The 15,176-nt window shown below is 65.4% G+C and carries 16 protein-coding genes; 7 read left to right on the top strand and 9 right to left on the bottom strand.

What is annotated here, in order from left to right; translation table 11 throughout:
• Positions 1–54: 54 nt before the first annotated feature.
• Genes KV110_RS09420 through KV110_RS09410 form a run of 3 tightly spaced genes read left to right on the top strand, consistent with a single transcriptional unit; the run spans position 55 to position 2,446 of the window.
• The gene (locus tag KV110_RS09420; protein WP_218475184.1) at positions 55–366 is read left to right on the top strand and encodes a hypothetical protein; all 312 of its coding nucleotides are present in this window, start codon (positions 55–57) and stop codon (positions 364–366) included.
• The gene (locus tag KV110_RS09415; protein ID WP_218475182.1) at positions 363–1,664 is read left to right on the top strand and encodes a PPE domain-containing protein; all 1,302 of its coding nucleotides are present in this window, start codon (positions 363–365) and stop codon (positions 1,662–1,664) included. The genes KV110_RS09420 and KV110_RS09415 overlap by 4 nt, the downstream gene beginning before the upstream one ends.
• 2 nt (positions 1,665–1,666) lie before the next feature.
• Positions 1,667–2,446, top strand: coding sequence for an ESX secretion-associated protein EspG (locus KV110_RS09410; RefSeq protein ID WP_218475180.1), 780 nt, complete (start codon positions 1,667–1,669; stop codon positions 2,444–2,446).
• A gap of 54 nt (positions 2,447–2,500) precedes the next feature.
• Here KV110_RS09410 and KV110_RS09405 read toward each other — a convergent pair whose 3' ends face one another.
• Positions 2,501–3,091 (bottom strand): DinB family protein, encoded by a 591-nt coding sequence (locus KV110_RS09405; RefSeq protein WP_218475179.1) that lies wholly within the window; start codon positions 3,089–3,091, stop codon positions 2,501–2,503.
• 211 nt (positions 3,092–3,302) lie between these two features.
• On the opposite strand from KV110_RS09405, the gene KV110_RS42040 reads away from it, so the two are divergent.
• Positions 3,303–3,548, top strand: a complete 246-nt coding sequence (locus tag KV110_RS42040; RefSeq protein ID WP_218475177.1) for an alpha/beta hydrolase — start codon at positions 3,303–3,305, stop codon at positions 3,546–3,548.
• A gap of 70 nt (positions 3,549–3,618) precedes the next feature.
• Here KV110_RS42040 and KV110_RS09395 read toward each other — a convergent pair whose 3' ends face one another.
• Positions 3,619–4,236, bottom strand: coding sequence for a LysE family translocator (locus tag KV110_RS09395; protein ID WP_218475176.1), 618 nt, complete (start codon positions 4,234–4,236; stop codon positions 3,619–3,621).
• A 110-nt stretch (positions 4,237–4,346) separates the two neighbouring features.
• Between KV110_RS09395 and KV110_RS09390 the strand changes: the two genes are divergently transcribed.
• On the top strand, positions 4,347–4,799 hold the full coding sequence (locus KV110_RS09390; protein WP_218475174.1) for an Lrp/AsnC family transcriptional regulator: 453 nt from the start codon (positions 4,347–4,349) through the stop codon (positions 4,797–4,799).
• Between the two features lie 29 nt (positions 4,800–4,828).
• Here the strand turns inward: KV110_RS09390 and KV110_RS09385 are convergent, their stop codons facing one another.
• From KV110_RS09385 to KV110_RS09355, 7 genes are all read right to left on the bottom strand, one after another.
• Positions 4,829–5,110: a ribosomal protein bL12 gene (locus KV110_RS09385; protein WP_246634428.1), complete on the bottom strand. Its 282-nt coding sequence runs from the start codon at positions 5,108–5,110 to the stop codon at positions 4,829–4,831.
• Between the two features lie 36 nt (positions 5,111–5,146).
• Entirely contained in the window at positions 5,147–5,536 is a 390-nt protein-coding gene (locus KV110_RS09380; RefSeq protein ID WP_246634427.1) for an STAS domain-containing protein, read from the bottom strand.
• Between the two features lie 334 nt (positions 5,537–5,870).
• The gene (gene clpX, locus KV110_RS09375) at positions 5,871–7,151 is read right to left on the bottom strand and encodes an ATP-dependent Clp protease ATP-binding subunit ClpX (RefSeq protein ID WP_218475172.1); all 1,281 of its coding nucleotides are present in this window, start codon (positions 7,149–7,151) and stop codon (positions 5,871–5,873) included.
• Positions 7,152–7,599: 448 nt separating this feature from the next.
• A complete protein-coding gene (locus tag KV110_RS09370) occupies positions 7,600–8,268 on the bottom strand; it encodes an ATP-dependent Clp protease proteolytic subunit (RefSeq protein ID WP_218475171.1) in 669 nt (222 codons plus the stop codon).
• A 67-nt stretch (positions 8,269–8,335) separates the two neighbouring features.
• The gene (locus KV110_RS09365; RefSeq protein WP_218475169.1) at positions 8,336–8,926 is read right to left on the bottom strand and encodes an ATP-dependent Clp protease proteolytic subunit; all 591 of its coding nucleotides are present in this window, start codon (positions 8,924–8,926) and stop codon (positions 8,336–8,338) included.
• A gap of 272 nt (positions 8,927–9,198) precedes the next feature.
• Positions 9,199–10,605: a trigger factor gene (gene tig, locus KV110_RS09360; protein WP_357940301.1), complete on the bottom strand. Its 1,407-nt coding sequence runs from the start codon at positions 10,603–10,605 to the stop codon at positions 9,199–9,201.
• A gap of 172 nt (positions 10,606–10,777) precedes the next feature.
• Positions 10,778–11,350, bottom strand: coding sequence for an FKBP-type peptidyl-prolyl cis-trans isomerase (locus KV110_RS09355; protein WP_218475166.1), 573 nt, complete (start codon positions 11,348–11,350; stop codon positions 10,778–10,780).
• 240 nt (positions 11,351–11,590) lie between these two features.
• On the opposite strand from KV110_RS09355, the gene KV110_RS09350 reads away from it, so the two are divergent.
• Positions 11,591–14,059, top strand: a complete 2,469-nt coding sequence (locus KV110_RS09350) for a phosphoketolase family protein (protein WP_218475164.1) — start codon at positions 11,591–11,593, stop codon at positions 14,057–14,059.
• Between the two features lie 183 nt (positions 14,060–14,242).
• Positions 14,243–15,145, top strand: coding sequence for a glycosyltransferase family 2 protein (locus tag KV110_RS09345; protein ID WP_218475162.1), 903 nt, complete (start codon positions 14,243–14,245; stop codon positions 15,143–15,145).
• Positions 15,146–15,176 lie beyond the last annotated feature (31 nt).

Genomic DNA, 15,176 nt, shown 5'->3' with positions numbered 1-15,176 from the left:
TGGGGTCAGCTCCTCGAGCGGGCTAACGCAGGCGAGCTGAGGCTGAGTCCAGATGTGGGCAAAGACCTGGACGCGAAATGCGAGGCATATCTAGAGGACCTCGATGATATTCGCAGCTCCACCCGCGGTGTTCAGTGGGCGACGGGCTTCGGCGGAATGCCGTCTGGTCCGATCTTGGAGCGAAAGTTCGCGCTGAAAGGCCGAGGCGGCGACACCTCGCTCGAATCGTCCCTCGAGACCCACATCGAAGAAGTCCAACTGATGCGTCAAGTGTTCGCCCAGGCCGTGGCGAACTACCAATCGGTAGATGAAAGCAACAGCCAGAAGATCGCGGCCATTGACGTCCCTGGGGAGGGCGGCTCATGAGTCAAGACGATTATCAAGCCCGAATCATCGCTGCTCAACAGCAGTGGAATGACGACCGCACCGCGATCTATTCGCACCGCAGCCGCCTAGCGCAAGAGATCGAGCAGGGCTACGACCCGCCGTCGATCACCAACCCCGGCGAGGACTTGTTCGTGATCGAGACCGGCACCTTGCAGGACCTCGTCAGCAAGGTCGAGGCAATGAAACCCGGCCAAGCGTGGGAAGCCTCGCAAATGTGGCAGAACATCAGCGCCGCATTCCGGGAGAAGTCGCATACCTTCGGTGACGCAATCAAGGCGACCGTCGCAAACGGCTGGGAGGGCCAAGCCGCGCAGCAGGCAGTCCAGTCCGTCAACCGGTACGTCGACCAGTCACAACAACTGACTCTCGCTACCGAGCTCATCTCGGTCAAGCTGAACGAGCTGTACACCGGCCTGCATCAAACGCAGGCCCTCATGCCACGCGCCTCAGAATCAGGCCCCGACCTGCGCGGTAAGACGCTGCCCACCGAGGGTGTGCTGAAGGTCGACGATCACAACCAGACCGAGGCGACCGCTGAGGCGCGCCGCGTGCTCCGCACGGTGTATTGGCAGGTCGCGAACCAGACCGACACCGGCGTACCCGTGGTGCCGAACAGCCCGACCCTGGTGAACAATCCGGATCAGCCGATGGCTCCGCCGTCCTCCTCCGCGGGCCCGCAGACTTCCTCGAGCACCGGCGATCCGTCGAAGCAGGAAACTCAGGCACCAGCCAACAATTCCGGAGATCCGAAGCAAGAGCAGAACCCCAGCACTCAACCGGCTGGTGAGAACCCGCAGACCACCGCGGCCGGTACGACGCAAACCACCACTCAAGCAACCAATCCCGCGACACCAAGCTCCACTCCCACCGGCACTTCGAGCCAAAACACCCCGGGCACAACACCGCTGGGTACCCAGGTGCCCAGTCGAAGCACGACTCCGGGCAGCCCGAACACGACTCGCTCCCCCGGAAGTCCCAGCGCCCGAACCGGTCCGGGCACCCCAGGCACTCCGGGCGCCCCCTCCCCTGGCCGCAGCATCCCCGGCACCCCGCAGCAGCCGGGAACCGCGGCACCGCTCGCTGCCCGCTCCGGCACCTCCACCACCGGCGCCGCGGGACGCCCTGGCATGAGTGGCATGCCGATGGCCGGTGGCGCGGGCGCGAAGAAGGATGACGAGGAGAACCACCAGATCCCGGACTACTTGATCATCGACAGGTCCGAGGAACTGCTCGGCACACCGAACCCGGCCGTACCCCCGGTGATCGGGGAAAACTGAGCGTGCGCAGTTGGCGATTCACCGGCCAGGAGTTCGACATCCTCTGGTCGGCCTACGGACGCGACCGCCTGCCTTACCCGTTGGCGTTCCGGCCGACGACGGCGATTGACTGGGAAGACCTTGTCCGGCAACGAGAGTCGGCTGTCGAGTCACTACTCGGCCGGTATTCCGAGAACCTGGAACTGGCACTGGCGACGCTGCTGGAACCCGAAACACGCGTCGAATCCAAAGGTTTCGGCGGTTCCGGGCTCGCCGCGGTGTTCCGGTTCCATGGTGCGGTCCGAAATGGTTCCGGCGCCACCCTCGTTCAGCTACCCGGCACGGCTGAAGACACCGGCGGTGACGTGATCATGGGCTTGTGCGCGCCGAGCGAGGTGGCCGCCGCGGCGGTGGCCGCACTGCCGAAGGCACCGGCGGGCACCCACCCGGCGGTCAGCTTCCGCAGGGACGAGATCGCCGCCGACCGCCAGCGCTATGTCCGCCGCCCCGACGAGGTCAGCATCAACGAACAGCTCAATCGCATATTCAAGCGCGACCGCACCGCCGTCGGCGAAATCACCGTATTCCCCGGTCCTTCCATCGATTCCAGGCCGACCACCGATGGTCGCGGCTTCCTCTGGACCGACTACGCCGACGACGGCCGCTACTACATCAAGTCCGGCGACCCCATTGTCGCCACCCCGATGAGCCCCACCTCGATGACCAACGAGATAGCCCGCCTCCTCGACCTCACCCGCCGCTACTACCGGATGGAAAACGAGCAGACCAAAGCCTCGTGGTAAAGGCCACAAGCCCTCGGATCTTTTCGTGAGATTGCCGAGGGCTTTGCACTACGGTCACCGATGACTGTCCGCCGCCCGCTGGACCCGCTCGACATAACGGGACCACCACTCCGCGTCGCCCATCTCGTCATGATCGCCACCCGCGCGCCCATCGATTATTTCGCGCAAGATGTCGGCATGTCCCGCATGCTGGGCGGTTTCGGCGACAACACGAACAAGCAGAGCCCCCAGCGTGGTCTTCCGCCGCTCCTCGGCCCACCACAACACCTCCGCCGGGGCATCCAAGCCGAGCTGTTCGATCGACTCATCTGCGTGCCGCCAAGCCGTTCGATACAACCCAACCAACTCATCCTTCGTTTCCTCGGCCGTGGCCCACATATCGGCGTTCTCCCAGATCGACCCGTCCTCGACCCACGGCAACCGCACCGGAGCAGGCCGACCCACACAGTCACCCAAGTACCCGAGCTCGATCCCGGCAAGGTGCTTGACCAGCCCGAGCAGATTGGTAGCACTAGGCGTCATCGGTCGTCGAATGTCGTACTCCCCCAAGCCTTCCAGCGAGGAAAGGACACTGTCTCGGGATTGCTGAAGGTAGCGGTGCAGATCGGCAGCGATATCAGCCCCGATCGGGTGTTGCGGGTTCATACCGGGAGGCTAGTGCCTCTGTCAGACAGGTTGCCGCAGCGATCGGAGCTGCGCAGCTCAGTAGTCGCCCGTTCGAGAGTCGACACTGACCGAACCATCGGTTAGATTGGCGCACAGCCTATTCGGGCGGAGGGGGAATCCGTGTGCCGGACACGACGAGCTGCCATCACAGTGCCGGTGCTCGGCGGACTACGACCGAATCGGCTCCGCGGTGCTGATCAGCAACGAGAAGGACCCCGTCACACCGATCTCGGGAGCTCGAGCAGTCCGCACGACGATCCCGAATTCACGGCTGATCACGGTCGTCCGCAAACCCGGGCATCTCGTCCTACCGCAAACCAAACCCAAGGGCCTCCCCGGCTCGATCCCCGGGACCAGCTCATGCGCCCGAGCCATCACGGTTGACTATCTCGTCCACGGAAGACTCCCTGAGGACACGGCTTGCCAGCCTAGCTGAGACCGGATGCGGCGTCGGTACTACTCGTCCGAATACCGACCCGCCAGTGCGGTTCTCGGCGGACAACCCCTCACACGAAGCGTTCCACCAAGAGCAGCGCACCGATGATCAGCATGGCGACGCCGGAAGTCCGGGTGACGATGCGGGCGGCGGTGGGGCGGGCGCGCAGGACGGTGCGGGCCAGCACGCCGACGCACAGGTAGATGGCCGCGCAGCTGGCGGTATGGATCAGGCCGAGGGCGCCGATCTGGGCGGCGAGGGGCCAGGAGCCGGTGCGGTCGGTGAACTGCGGGAGCAGGGCGAGGAACAGCAGGATGGCTTTGGGGTTCAGTCCGCTGATGCCGATGCCGCGCAGGACGCTGGCACCCCACGGGGACGGATTCGTCTCCTCCGGCATGGTGGCGGGGGCACTGGGCGCGGCCAGCGTCGTGCCGCCGAGCCACATCAGATAAAGCCCGCCGAACACCGTGAGTGCCGTCAGCACAACGGGATTCCGGTCGACAACGGCGGCGACCCCGGCCGCGACGACCGCGGTCAACGCGACATAACCCAGGAGCAGTCCCCCGACGGCGGGCAGCACCGAACGCTCACGCAGACCGGCGGCGATCGCGTACGCCCAGTCCGCGCCGGGCACCAGGATCAGCAGGATCGACACGGTCCAGAACGCGGCGATGTACCCGACAGCCATACGGAACTTCTCCCTTCGAATAGACACTCGAAGGAAGAATAGGCGGATCAAGCGGGGAGTTGATTCCAAGTATTCGCAGCTGAACGCGTATATGTGGAAGGATCTCCCCCATGGATCGCGTCGACCGGAAGATTCTTGCCGAGCTACAACACGACGGTCGTTTGACGATCACCGAACTCGCCGCCCGGGTGCGGTTGAGCCTGTCGCCGTGCCACCGTCGACTGCGGGAATTGGAACGGTCCGGCGTGATCCGCGGCTACCGCGCGCTGGTCGACGCCGCCGCCGTCGGATTGACGTTCGAGGCGCTGGTCTTCGTCACCATGCGCCAGGAAGATCGCCGCACCGTCGCGGCGTTCGAGCAGGCCGTCGCCGAGATCCCACACGTGCTACAGGCGCAGCGACTCTTCGGTGACCCCGATTTTCTGCTGCGCATCGTCGCGGCGGATCTGCCTGCGTTCCAACAGCTTTACGACGAAAAGCTGGCCACGCTACCCGGCGTTCAGCACTTGACGTCGACGTTGGTGATGAAGCATGTGGTGCACGAACGGCCGGTGCCGCTGTGACGCTGGTGCGTCAACACGGGTAACGGACGTCAATACGGGTAGCGGCGCTCGACGGCTTCCTTGGCCTCTTTGAGGCCGCAGCCGGTCAGCTCGCGGTAGCGCTTGATGGCGTGAATCTTCTTGCCCTGCGCCAAGAGATCGTCGATTTCGGCGAAGTTGCCGGAGCCGGGCCGTGTGGTGACCGGCGCCGCCCGGACCGGTTCGTCGGTGGGTAACGCGGGCGATTCTTGGATCCCCAGGTGCTCGAGAATCCGATCCATTTTGAAGTTGAGCGCGTCGATCTTCCGCTCGAGGCGGTGGCGGGCAAACATGATCGAATCGTAGTGACCGCCACCGCGTCCCGATAGTTACGCGGCGTCGAGCACCGCTTCGGCGAGGTTGGTCGCGGTGTCGAAGGCGACCACGTCACCGGCGACGGCTAGCAGTCGGTCGACGCAGCGGGGGCCGGTGACCAGACGGACCCGGCGATCGGTGTGTTCAGCCCAGGTGCGCGCCTCGATCAGCACGTGCAGACCGGCGACGCCGAAGAACGTCACCTGGGACAAATCGATGACCACCATTGGTGCGGCGGCGCTCAGTGAGCCGATCAGCCGGTCGCGGAACAGATCCGCAGTGTAGAAATCCACTTCACCCGCGACGGCGCACAGGGTGACCGCCTCACTCGGCGAGGTGAGGGAAACACGCAGTCGGGCCGCTGCTTCCGGAGCACTCGGCAACGTGGCTCGACTCGGTGCCACACCTCGTTCCTGACTGGGCGCGGGTCTCGACGTGGTCGCGAGGGATGCAGGAGTAGCAAGAGTTGTCGACATAAGGATCTCGGTCCTGTCGCGCACGGCAAATGACGTCCGTTGCCGGCAAAGCGTTGCGCCCCGGCCGCGTTGAGCGGTCCAGGACTAGGCTGTCTGCTCAACCCTGAATCAGGGGTACCCCAGCCGCCGAGCGGCTACACCTTTTTTATCGCAACTTCTTTCCTACTGGAAACAAAGACTTTCCCACGGAAAACAAAGAGGGAAGCGACCGCTGCGCGGTGGCTTCCCTCTTGTGTCTGTGGCGCTTGTCTGTGCTGCGTGGTTACGCGGACTTCTCCCGGCGTTCCGTGCGCTGCGCCTTGCGCGGCACGATGGTTGGCAGGACGTTCTCAGTGACGGTGTCGGAGTCGACGACCACCTTGGCGACGTCGTCGCGGCTGGGGATGTCGTACATCACCGGCAGCAGGACTTCCTCCATGATGGCACGCAGGCCACGAGCACCGGTGCCGCGCAGGATCGCCTGATCGGCGATCGCTTCGAGGGCGTCGGTGGTGAACTCCAGGTCGACGCCGTCCATCTCGAACAGCCGGATGTACTGCTTGACCAGCGCGTTCTTCGGCTCGGAGAGGATCTTGACCAACGATTCCTTGTCCAGGTTGGTCACCGAGGCAACCACCGGGAGGCGGCCGATGAACTCGGGGATCAGGCCGAACTTGATCAGATCTTCCGGCATCACCTCGGCGAAGTGATCGGCGGTGTCGATCTCCTGCTTGGAGCGCACCTCGGAGCCGAAGCCGATGCCACGGTGGCCGGTCCGGTCGGAGACGATCTTCTCCAGGCCCGCGAACGCGCCCGCCACGATGAACAGCACGTTGGTGGTGTCGATCTGGATGAACTCCTGGTGCGGGTGCTTACGTCCGCCCTGCGGCGGCACACTCGCCTGGGTGCCCTCCAAGATCTTCAGCAACGCCTGCTGCACGCCCTCACCGGAGACGTCGCGGGTGATCGACGGGTTCTCGCTCTTGCGGGCGATCTTGTCGACCTCATCGATGTAGATGATGCCGGTCTCGGCGCGCTTCACGTCGTAATCGGCGGCCTGGATCAGCTTCAGCAGGATGTTCTCGACGTCCTCGCCGACATACCCGGCCTCGGTCAACGCGGTCGCGTCTGCGATGGCGAACGGGACGTTGAGCATCTTGGCCAGCGTCTGCGCGAGGTAGGTCTTGCCGCAGCCGGTGGGGCCGAGCATGAGGATGTTCGACTTGGTCAGTTCGACGACCTCGCCGCGGCTGTCGCGGCCCTTGTCGCCGGCCTGAATGCGCTTGTAGTGGTTGTACACGGCCACCGCGAGAGTGCGCTTGGCGGTGTCCTGCCCGATCACGTAGTTCTCCAGGAAGTCCCGGATCTCGGCAGGCTTGGGCAGCTCATCGAGCTTGACCTCGCTGGACTCCGCGAGCTCTTCCTCGATGATCTCATTGCATAGATCGATGCACTCGTCGCAGATGTACACCCCTGGTCCCGCAATGAGCTTCTTGACCTGCTTCTGACTCTTTCCGCAGAACGAGCACTTGAGCAGATCGCCGCCATCTCCGATGCGCGCCATCTCGTGGGTCCCTACTTCCTTCGTCCGCGTGCAACCGTCTGTCCAGGTTGCCAGTTATCTGCCGCCGTGCTTCGCAACGCCACCGACGAAGTCGCAAACGCATCGACCGGTTCCGGTGGGTGGGGCAGTGCTGTCAACCGGGAGCAAAGGTCCCTAGGTTGACCGTACCTGGTGTGTGCGATGGAGGTCGACAACTCGAGCATGTTTCTCCGCCGGGTTGTGCGAGTTCTCACGGCACCGGAGCGCGTTGTATCCGTTCAGCAGCCTTTTCCCGCTTCGGCCGCTGGGTACATCGGTGCTGGTGACGGAAGCGTTTCCGGTCCGGCCTTGCGACTGAAGCAGTCCGGCCGGGCAGCATGCCACGTGGCACACATCCCGGCCGGAATTCCCTGGGGTACAGCAATTTACGGGCGAATCGCCGCCGGGGTCGGCGATTCGCCCGATCCGATCACTTCTTCTGCGCGCTGAGCTTGCGGTAGTCGAACACCTGGTCGATGATCCCGTACTCCTTGGCGTCTTCGGCTGTCAGGATCTTGTCGCGGTCGGTGTCCTTGCGGATCTGGTCCGCGTTCTTGCCGGTGTGCCGGGCCAGCGTGGTCTCCATCAGGCGACGCATGCGCTCGATCTCGGCGGCCTGGATCTCCAGGTCCGACACCTGACCTTGGATGCCACCCTCCAGCGACGGCTGGTGGATCAGGACGCGGGCGTTGGGCAGGCAGGCACGCTTGCCGGGGGTACCGGCGGCGAGCAGCACGGCCGCGGCGGAGGCGGCCTGGCCGAGGCAGACGGTCGCGACGTCGGCCCGCACGTACTGCATGGTGTCGTAGATGGCCATCAGCGAGGTGAACGAGCCACCGGGCGAGTTGATGTACATGGTGATGTCGCGGTCGGGATCCAGCGACTCGAGCACCAGCAGCTGTGCCATGACGTCGTTCGCCGAGGCGTCGTCGACCTGCACGCCGAGGAAGATGATGCGCTCCTCGAACAGCTTGTTGTACGGGTTGGATTCCTTGACGCCGAAGCTCGAATGCTCGATGAACGACGGCAGGATGTAGCGCGACTGCGGGCTCTGCGGTGCCATACCGCCGAGTGCGCGTGGGTCAAACTGGTTGGCCATCTTCGTCTCCAAAGTCTGTGTGTGTTAGCGGCTGCTGCGCTGAACGGACAAAGAGTCCGGATGGCGCCTAGTCGTTGCCTACGCCGTTGGCCTGGTTCGCGTGACCGATCACGTGATCGATGAAGCCGTACTCCAGCGCCTGCTTGGCGGTGAACCAGCGGTCACGGTCGGCGTCGATGGTGACCTGCTCCACGGACTTGCCGGTGTGCAGCGCTTGCAGCTCGTTGAGCTCCCGCTTGGTGTGCGCGAACTGCTCGGCCATGATCGCGATGTCGGCGGCGGAACCACCGATGCCGGCCGACGGCTGGTGCATCATGATCCGCGCGTGCGGCAGTGCGTAGCGCTTGCCCTTGGTGCCCGCGGTGAGCAGGAACTGACCCATCGACGCGGCCAGGCCCATGCCGAAGGTGGCGATATCGCACTCGACGAACTGCATGGTGTCGTAGATGGCCATACCGGCGGTCACCGAACCACCGGGCGAGTTGATGTAGAGCAAGATGTCCTTGGTCGGATCCTCCGCCGCAAGCAGCAAGATCTGCGCGCAGAGCTTGTTCGCGATGTCGTCGTCGACCTGGGTGCCGAGGAAGATGATGCGCTCACGGAGCAGGCGCTCGTACACCGAATCGCTGAGGTTGAGACCAGCAGTCGCGGATGTCATGACGACCCCTGCCTGATTGACTGTCACGGATACCTGCCTTTTCTTACCGGCTCGTTGGCCGACGGCCATCTCTGGTTCGTTGTCACAAACATTAACGAAGCAGGGCGGCACCGAACTCCCGGTACCGCCCTTTCTTCGCTCACAGCGCAACTTCGCTGGCGCTCAGCTGCACTGTTCGCGAGGGCGCGCTGTGTCTTTGGTTCACTCGCTTCGCTCGTTCACAGCGCAATCACAGCAGCCTGCCGCCACTTGTCACGCTGGCATTCCATAAATTATTCGGCCTTCGCCGCAGCGGTCTCGGTCGAGTCGCCGTCCACCGCCGACTCGGCGGGAGCGTCGGTCGCGGTGTCGGAATCTTCGGGGGCACCGAACATTTCGGCGGTGTCCACCGCGTTGCCCTCGGAGTCTGTCACCTTCACCTTGTTGACCACACCGGCGAGTGCCTTGCCACGACGGACGTCGGCGAAGATCGCGCCGAGCTGGCCCGCCTGCTGCACCTGCTGGATGAACTGCTCCGGCGCCATGCCGTAGCGCTGCGACTGGAACAGGATCCGCTCGGTGAGCTCGTCCTGGCCGACCTGGGTGTTGTCCGCCTCGGCGATGGCGTCCAGCAACAGCTGGGTCTTCACCGACTTCTCGGCCGATTCCTTGGCGTCCTTGTCGAACTCTTCGCGGCTGGAGCCCTGGGCCTCCAGCGCCTCGGCGAGCTTGGCCTCGTCGTGGTCGAAGCCGTGCACCGCGTCGTGGGTGACGGCGTCGATCTCGGCCTGCACGACCGCCTCGGGCAGCGGCACCTCGACCTGCTCCAGCAGAGTCTCCAGCACCTTGTCGCGGATCTCGCCCGCCTGCTGCACCTTCTTGTTGCGCTCGACCCGGTTCCGCAGGTCGGCCTTCAACTCTTCGAGGGTGTCGAATTCGCTTGCCAGCTGGGCGAAGTCGTCGTCGGCCGCGGGCAGCTCGCGCTCCTTGACCGACTGCACGGTGACGGTGATGACGGCTTCCTTGCCCGCGTGCTCACCGGCAACCAGGGTGGAGGTGAAGTCCTTCGACTCACCGGCGGACAGGCCGATCAGCGCCTCGTCGAGGCCCTCGATGAGCTGGCCGGAGCCGACCTCGTGGGACAGGCCGGTGGTGGAGGCCTCCGGCACGGCTTCGCCGTCCACGGTGGCCGACAGGTCGATGGAGACGAAGTCGCCGTCCTGGACCGGGCGCTCGACACCGGTGAGGGTGCCGAAACGCTGACGCAGCGACTGCAGCTGCTCCTCGATGTCCTCGTCGCCGATGGTGAAGGCGTCGACGGTCACGGCCAGGTTCTCGTACTCCGGCAGGGTGATCTCCGGGCGCACGTCGACCTCGGCCGTGAAGGCCAGCTGCTCGCCGTCCTCGATCTTGGTGATCTCGATCTCGGGCTGACCGATGACCTTCACCTCGGCGGCGGTAACGGCCTCGCTGTAGCGACCGGGCAGCACGTCGTTGACGACCTGCTCCAGCACCGCGCCGCGGCCGAGGCGGGCCTCGAGCAGCTTGGCCGGCGCCTTGCCTGGACGGAAGCCGGGGATCTTGACCTGCTTGGCCAGTGCCTTGTACGCGCGCTCGAAGTCCGGCTTCAGTTCCTCGAAGGGCACCTCGACATTGATCCGGACCCGGGTCGGGCTCAGCTGCTCGACGGTGCTCTTCACGGACATGCTCCTTGTTCGTCGTCTGTTCTGGTTGAGACGCGATCCCCCGTCGTCCCGGACTCGATCCGGGAACCCCGGCGCCCGCCGGGCTGGCGAGGGACGCGGCGTACGCATCCCGACCAGGTTAGTTGACCGGCCCCGGCGGGCTGCACTCGGCCGCTTTTCGCCGCCGCTACTTCCCCACCGACACCGCGTCGGTGACGAAGACCAGCGTCTCGTTCGGCGCGATGCCGCGACCGCCCGCGCCATAGCCGAGGTCCGGCGGCACGATCAGCAGCCTGCGGGTGCCCTGCTGCACGCCGACCAGACCCTTATCCCAGCCCTCGATGACCTGGCCGCCGCCGAGGGTGAGCTGGAACGGTGTGCCGCGGTCGAAGGAGCTGTCCTTCTTCTGCTTGTTGGACCAGGTGAACAGCGCGTAGTTCATGGTCAGCTCCTGACCGGAGGCCGCGCCGGGTCCGCTGCCCTGGACCAGGTCCTTGGTGATCAGGGTCTTGGGCGGGTCACAGTTGTCGGGAATGGTGACCTTCGGTGCGGTGCCGAAGTCGCCGCTCACGCTGATGTCCTCCGCGGTGCATTCGCGGCCCTTGCTCTGCGTGGGCCCGGCCTGCGCCGGTGCGGCGGACGTCGCGGCGGAGGTAGCGGAAGGAGTGGACGACGCCTTGTCGTCCGAGCCGCAGGCGACGAGGGTGAACGCCGCCGCGGTCATGGTGCCTATCCCGATGATCCTGCCGAATGTGTGCATGCGGCGGACCCTACCGCCCGATCCGGCCGCCTCGGCGCGCCACGCGCCATCCCCAGATCCCCTTGGCCGCGCCGAAGCCCCCTGGCCTGCGGACCTAACTACAGAACAAGTGATTGATCGGTAGGCTGACGGTGAATCCTCCATCTGGAGTTGCCGATTGATTCGGTGCGGCTGCCGGACCGACGCCGACGGCGCTCCAGGACCGCTTCCGTAGTCCCCGAGCGTGAGGAGAGTCGGCGCATGACCCACTTGGCCAGTGCGGGTGGCGACACCTCGGCCGACAATGTCGGCAGCACGGGCGGCGAGACCGTCGCCCCACAGCCCTATCGACTGACCGAGGCCGCGGGCCCACTGGACCGCGACGAACTGGTCTCGATGGACGCCTGGTGGCGAGCCGCGAACTACCTCTCGGTGGGGCAAATCTATCTGATGGCGAACCCGCTGCTGCGCGAGCCGCTGCGAGCCGAGCACATCAAGCCGCGGTTGCTCGGGCATTTCGGCACCGTTCCCGGGTTGAACCTGGTGTGGGTGCATGCCAATCGGGCGATCCGGCAGCGCGGGCTCAACGCCGTTTTCGTCGCCGGACCGGGGCACGGCGGGCCGGGGCCGAACGCGTGCGCCTGGCTGGAAGGCACGTACTCCGAGCTGTACAGCCATATTCCGCGGGACGCGGCGGGGATGGGCGCGCTGTTCGCGCAATTCTCCTTCCCTGGCGGGGTGCCCAGCCACTGTGCGCCGGAGACGCCCGGCTCGTTCCACGAGGGTGGCGAGCTCGGCTATTCCCTGTTGCACGCCTTCGGCGCCGCGCTGGATAACCCGGACCTGACGGTGTTCTGTGTGATCGGCGACGGCGAGGCGGAGACCGGCCCGCTGGCCACCAGCTGGCATGCCAACAAGTTCGTCAACCCGGCGCGCGACGGTGCGGTGCTGCCGATCCTGGCGTTGAACCAGTACAAGATCGCCAATCCGACCATTCTCGCGCGCATTCCGGAGGAGGAGCTGGTCGCGCTGATGCGCGGGTACGGCTACGAGGCGATCATCGTTTCCGGCAGCGATCCGACGGCGGTGCATCAGGCGATGGCCGTCGCGGTCGACACCTGCATGGAACGCATCGCGCAGATCCAGCGCGCCGCGCGGGGCGGCACCGACGGCGTGCGCCCGATCTGGCCGATGATCGTCTTGCGCACCCCGAAGGGCTGGACCTGTCCGCCGATGGTGGACGGCGATCAGGTGGAGGGCACGTTCCGGGCGCATCAGGTGCCGTTGCCCGCCGCGCGCTCCGACGCGAGCCACCGTGCGGTGCTGGAACAGTGGCTGCGCTCCTATCGGCCGGAGGAGTTGTTCGACGAGCAGGGCAGGCCGGTGTCGGAGCTGCTCGACCAGGTGCCCGACGGCGATCAGCGGCTGAGCGCGAACCCGATTGCCAACGGCGGCAAGCTCGTTCGTGATTTGAATCTGCCGGACTGGCGCGACTTCGGTGTCGAAGTGGCCGCGCCGGGCGGCAGCACGCACGAGGCGACCAAGGTGCTCGGCGGCTGGCTGCGCGAGGTCACCCGGACCAACCCGGACAACTTCATCACCTTCGCGCCGGACGAGCTGGCCAGCAATCGGTTGCAGGACATTCTGGCGGTGACCGGCCGCAACTGGCAGGCCGAAATCGGCGAGTACGACGAGAAACTCGACCGCACCGGCCGAGTGGTCGAGGTGCTGTCCGAGCACATGTGCCAGGGGCTGCTCGAGGGCTATCTGCTCACCGGCAGGCACGGGGTGTTCACCTGCTACGAGGCGTTCATCCACATCGTGGACGCCATGTTCAACCAGCATGCCAAGTGGCTCGACGCCAGTGCGGCGGTGCCGTGGCGGCGACCCATCGCGAGCCTCAATTACCTACTGTCGTCGCATGTTTGGCGGCAGGACCACAATGGGTTCACCCATCAGGACCCTGGCTTCCTTGACGTGGTGCTGAACAAGAAACCATCGATCGTCCGGGTCTATCTGCCGCCGGACGCCAACACGCTGTTGTCCACCTACGACCACTGTCTGCGGTCGCGGCACTACGTGAATGTGGTGGTCGCGGGCAAACAGCCGCAGGCGGACTGGCTTTCGGTGAACGACGCGGCCGAGCACTGCGCCCGCGGCATCGGCATCTGGGACTGGGCGGGTCACAACGACAAGCTCGGCACCGTCCCTGATGTCGTGCTGGCCTGTGCCGGGGACGTGCCGACGCTGGAAACCCTGGCGGCGGCGGCGATTCTGCGAGACCGGCTGCCGGAGTTGCGGGTACGGGTGGTGAACGTGGTCGACCTGATGCGGTTGCAACCGCAGGATGAGCACCCACATGGCTTGCCCGACAGCGAGTTCGACACCTTGTTCACCCACGACCGTCCGGTGATCTTCGCCTTCCACGGCTACCCGTGGCTGGTGCACCGACTGACCTACCGGCGCACCAATCATGCCGGGCTGCACGTGCGCGGCTACAAGGAGCGCGGCACCACCACCACGCCGTTCGACATGGTGATGCTCAACGACCTGGATCGCTACCACCTGGTGATGGACGTCATCGATCGGGTGCCGAGCCTGGGTGAGCGCGCCGCCGGACTGCGTCAGGAGATGGTGGACGCCCGGTGGGAGGCGCGCGCCTGGACCCGCGAGCACGGCGAGGACATTCCCGCGGTCGCCGACTGGAGCTGGCCCTATCAGACCGCTTGAACGGTCATTTCCCCTAATCGATCCCCTAATCGCCCGCAGACGCACGTGTCACCGGCCGAAAACCTAGCGGTAACCCACAGTTCGCGAGTATGTTCCTCGACGCCAGCAAGGTAAGTTGGAAATGGTTCACTTGTTCGATCTGCTAGATAGCGTCCTCGTCGGGGACCCAGATAGGGAGTACCGGTGTCGGCGTCTGTCGCATCCGCGCGTAAGCCCGAGCTCGTCTCGGTGATCATTCCTGTGTTCAACGGGCTTCCCGATTTGGACGAGCAACTGGCCGGTTTGGCCGAACAGGACTATTCCGGGCCCTATGAGGTGCTGGTCAGCGACAACGGTTCTCGCGACGGGTTGGCCCAGCATATCGATGGCCACCCGCTGACGGAGGCGCTGCGGTTGCGGTACGTCGACAGCTCGGCCAAACCGGGCGCTCCGTTTGCACGCAACAACGCGGCTACCGTTGCGGAGGGCGACTTTCTCGCCTTCGTCGACCAGGACGACCGGGTGCATCCGGGCTGGCTCAGCGCGATGGTCCGGACCGCCGCCGACTACGACGCGGTGAGCGGCGCCGTCGAAGTGCAGACTCTCAATAGCCCAGAGGTTGCCAGCTGGCGACCGATGCCCGCCCCGGAGGACGGCTTCCCCACCCACTATCTGCCCTATGCGCACGGCAACAACACCAGCTACTGGCGCGCGGCGTTCGAGAAGATCGGCGGCTACGACGAGAGCCTGATCGTCGCCGGTGACGATGTCGACATCACCTGGCGGCTGCAGCAGGCCGGGTTGAGCTTCGGCCACGCGCCGGACGCCCTCGTCGCCTACCGGCTGCGCACGACCTACCGCGACACCTGGCGGCAGGCGGTCAACTACGGGCGCGGTGCCGTCGATGTGTACGCCAAACATCGGCCCCTTGGGTGCCCGCGCTTGCCGTTGCAGGCGACGTTCGTGTCGATCGCCATCGTGGTACTGCACAATCCGTTTATTCGACTGACCAAGAACCGCCTGCCACGCGGATTGTGGACACTGCACGCCGGTGTGCTGGTCGGGCGGATCCGGGGCATGCTGCGCCACCGGGTCTACTACGGGTAACCGGATTTTGCTGCGCGCGAAGGCATTCGGC

This window comes from Nocardia iowensis, from assembly GCF_019222765.1.
Taxonomy (GTDB): domain Bacteria; phylum Actinomycetota; class Actinomycetes; order Mycobacteriales; family Mycobacteriaceae; genus Nocardia; species Nocardia iowensis.
The sequence above is the reverse complement of the archived record's forward strand: the minus strand, read 5'-3'. Positions and strand labels throughout refer to the sequence as shown.

Excerpts from the sequence above, each read along its gene's own strand:
- KV110_RS09405 (WP_218475179.1), bottom strand. The coding sequence starts at position 3,091 with ATGAACCCGCAACACCCGATCGGGGCTGATATCGCTGCCGATCTGCAC.
- KV110_RS09415 (WP_218475182.1), top strand. The coding sequence starts at position 363 with ATGAGTCAAGACGATTATCAAGCCCGAATCATCGCTGCTCAACAGCAG.
- KV110_RS09385 (WP_246634428.1), bottom strand. The coding sequence starts at position 5,110 with ATGTTTGCCCGCCACCGCCTCGAGCGGAAGATCGACGCGCTCAACTTC.
- KV110_RS09370 (WP_218475171.1), bottom strand. The coding sequence starts at position 8,268 with ATGGCCAACCAGTTTGACCCACGCGCACTCGGCGGTATGGCACCGCAG.
- clpX (WP_218475172.1), bottom strand. The coding sequence starts at position 7,151 with ATGGCGCGCATCGGAGATGGCGGCGATCTGCTCAAGTGCTCGTTCTGC.
- KV110_RS09365 (WP_218475169.1), bottom strand. The coding sequence starts at position 8,926 with ATGACATCCGCGACTGCTGGTCTCAACCTCAGCGATTCGGTGTACGAG.
- KV110_RS09350 (WP_218475164.1), top strand. The coding sequence starts at position 11,591 with ATGACCCACTTGGCCAGTGCGGGTGGCGACACCTCGGCCGACAATGTC.
- KV110_RS09395 (WP_218475176.1), bottom strand. The coding sequence starts at position 4,236 with ATGGCTGTCGGGTACATCGCCGCGTTCTGGACCGTGTCGATCCTGCTG.
- KV110_RS09390 (WP_218475174.1), top strand. The coding sequence starts at position 4,347 with ATGGATCGCGTCGACCGGAAGATTCTTGCCGAGCTACAACACGACGGT.
- KV110_RS09355 (WP_218475166.1), bottom strand. The coding sequence starts at position 11,350 with ATGCACACATTCGGCAGGATCATCGGGATAGGCACCATGACCGCGGCG.